Source organism: Methylobacterium sp. WL116 (genome assembly GCF_008039455.1).
In the GTDB taxonomy this organism is placed as follows: Bacteria; Pseudomonadota; Alphaproteobacteria; order Rhizobiales; family Beijerinckiaceae; genus Methylobacterium.
Map to the genome: position 1 here is coordinate 1 of NZ_VRUV01000516.1, position 3158 is coordinate 3158.

Below are 3158 nucleotides of genomic sequence, written 5' to 3' on the forward strand. Positions count from 1 at the left end.
CCCGATCTCGCGGTCACGGTCCGCCGCCACGACACCGCGAACGCGGTGACGTTGCCGGGCGCGCGCGTCGTCGTGCTCTCCGAGCTGATCGCCAAGGCGCGGAGCGCCGACGAGTTCGCCGGCGTGCTGGCGCACGAGCTCGGGCACGTGGCGCTGCGCGATCCGACCCGGGCGCTGATCCAGGCCTCGGGCACGTCGTTCCTGCTCAGCCTCGTGCTCGGCGACCTCACCGGCTCCACCGTGATCGTCGCCCTCGGCCAGGCCGTGCTCTCGGCCGGCTACAGCCGCGATGCCGAGCGCGCGGCCGACGCCTATTCCGTCGCCGCGATGCGGTCGGCCGGCGGCGACGCGGCGGCGCTGGCCTCGATGCTCGAGCGGATCGCCAAGGACGAGGCGGATGCCGACCCGGCCCTCCTGCGCAGCCATCCCTTCACCCGCGAGCGTGCCGCGACAATCCGCGCCCACGCCGGGGCCCGGGACCCCGACAGGCACATCCTGAGCGACGCCGATTGGATGCAGCTGCGCGGGATCTGCCCCGGGGCGACGGACGGGCCGGACAAGCCTGCACCGAAACCCCGTCCGAGCCAGCGACGGCGGGTCTGAGCCGGCCTTCGACCACGCCGCAAGGTCCTGCGGCCTCTTCGCAGCCGCAGCGCGCGGACATGATCGCGAAACAATACTCGCGTTCGGTGGCGCCTGAATTCATGATGCGATGATCCGGGCCGTGGCCGGATCACGGAGACCAGATGGGCCTCGTCCAGTACGCACTGAAGTTCCGCATCACGACCTACGTGCTCGCCGTGCTGATGATGCTCGCCGGGGGCGGCGCGATCGTGGTCGCGCCCAAGGACGTGCTGCCGATCGTTGACATCCCCGTGGTCGTGGTGGTCTGGACCTATACCGGCCTGTCGACGCCGGAGATGGAGCGGCGGATCACCACCTACGCCGAGTTCTCGCTTTCGAACAACGTCAACAACATCAAGCGGATGGAGTCGACGACGCTCCAGGGCACCGCGATCCAGAAGATCTACTTCGACGGCGAGGTCAGCGTCGACCTCGCCATCACCCAGGTCGTCTCGGCGATGAACTCGATCCGCTCGGCGATGCCGCCGGGCGTGCAGCCGCCGATCGTGCTGCGGTTCTCGGCCTCCTCGGTGCCGGTGATCCAGCTCGCGCTGACCTCGACCAAGGAGAGCCTGACCAAGGTCTACGATTACGCGCAGTACCGCATCCGCCAGCGCCTCGTGCAGGTGCCGGGCTCGACGCTGCCGTCGCCGTTCGGCGGCACGCCGCGCCAGATCATGGTCGATCTCGACCTCCAGGCGCTGCGGGCGCTCGGCCTCACGGCCCTCGACGTCACCAACGCGATGACGGCGCAGAACCTCACCGTGCCCTCCGGCTTGGTCAAGATCGGCGAGCAGCAATATCCGGTCCTGCTCAACGCGACCCCGGACGCGATCGCGGCGCTGAACGAGATCCCGATCAAGGTCGTGGCCGGCCAGCCGGTGCTGGTGCGCGACGTCGCCTACGTCCGCGACGGCGGGCCGCCGCAGGTCAACATCGTGCGCTCGGACGGGCTGCATTCGGTGCTGATGCGGATCTTCAAGAACGGCACCGCCTCGACGCTGGACGTGGTCAACAACGTCAAGAAGGTGCTGCCCGAAATCCAGGCCGCCGCGCCCGACGGCATGGCGATCAAGCCGCTGTTCGACCAGTCGGTCTTCGTGTCCGCCGCGATCGAGGGCGTGATCCACGAGGCGGCGATCGCCGCCTGCCTCACCGGCCTGACGATCCTGCTGTTCCTCGGCTCGTGGCGCTCGACCATCGTCGTGCTGATCTCGATCCCGCTCTCGATCCTGACCTCGCTCGCGATCCTCGCCGCGCTCGGCCAGACCATCAATGTGATGACGCTGGGCGGCCTCGCGCTCGCCGTCGGCATCCTCGTCGACGACGCGACGGTGGCGATCGAGAACACCTATCGGCTGTTCGAGGAGGGCGAGCCGTTCCGCAAGTCCGTGGTCGAGGGCGCCGCCAGCATCGCGAAGCCGACGCTGATCTCGACGCTGTCGATCTGCGCCGCCTTCGTCTCGGTCTTCGCGCTGGCCGACACGCCGAAGTACCTGTTCACACCGCAGGCGCTCGCGGTCGTGTTCGCGATGCTGACTTCGTACCTGCTCTCGCGCACCCTCGTGCCGGTGCTGATCGACGTGCTGGTCGCGCGCGAGTACGTCGAGCGACATGGCGGCGGGCACGACGCCGTCGCGCCGCCGCGGCGCGGGCGGGTGGCGCGGGCCATCGGTTGGCTCGGGCGCCCGGTGATCCACGTCGCCGGGCGTTTCCGGAACGGCTTCGAGGCGCGCTTCGAGCGCTTCCACCGCGGCTATCTCGGGCTGCTCCACGTCGTGGTGCGCCGCCGCGTCGCGACGATCGCCGTCGTCCTGCTGGTGTTCCTCGGCACGGCCGGGCTGTTCACCTTCGTCGGGCGCGACTACTTCCCGCAGGTCGCCTCGAGCCAGCTCACGCTGCACCTGCGCACCCGGCCCGGCATGCGGATCGAGACCGCCGAGCAGGTCTTCGCGGCCGTCGGCGCCACGGTGCGCGAGGTGATCCCGGACGGCGAGATCGAGCAGATCCTCGACAACATCGGCCTGCCCTCGAACAACTACAACTTCGCGTTCTCGGACGGCTCCTTCGTCGGCTACAACGACGGCCAGATGCTGGTGAACCTGCGCGAGGGACACGGCGACGTCGGCGCCTACGCGAAGCGCCTGCGCGAGGTGCTGCGCGAGCGCTTCCCCGACGTGATCGTCTACTTCCAGCCCTCCGACATCATCACGCAGATCCTGAACTTCGGCACGCTGGCGCAGATCGACATCCAGGTCTCGGGTCGCAACGCCGAAAAGGACCTCGCGGTCGCCCAGAACATCGTCCGCCGCCTGAAGGAGACGAAGGGCGCGGTCGACGTGCACCTGCACCAGATCGTCGGCACGCCACAGTTCTTCGTCGACGTCGACCGCCGCCTCGCCTCGGAGCTCGGGCTGACCCAGCAGCAGGTGGCGCAGGGGCTCAACGTCTCCCTGTCGGGCTCCTTCCAGGTGACGCCGAACTTCTGGACCGACCCGAAGACCGGCATCCCGTACCAGCTCTGGGTGCAGACG

The 3158-nt window shown here is 69.2% G+C and carries 2 protein-coding genes; both read left to right on the forward strand.

Annotated features, from left to right (window positions below; translation table 11 throughout):
• On the forward strand, positions 1 to 603 hold a 603-nt coding region (locus tag FV223_RS23795; protein ID WP_147729295.1), incomplete at its 5' end, for a M48 family metallopeptidase.
• Positions 604 to 746: 143 nt separating this feature from the next.
• The coding region (locus tag FV223_RS23800) for an efflux RND transporter permease subunit (RefSeq protein ID WP_147729296.1) at positions 747 to 3158 on the forward strand (2412 nt) is incomplete at its 3' end.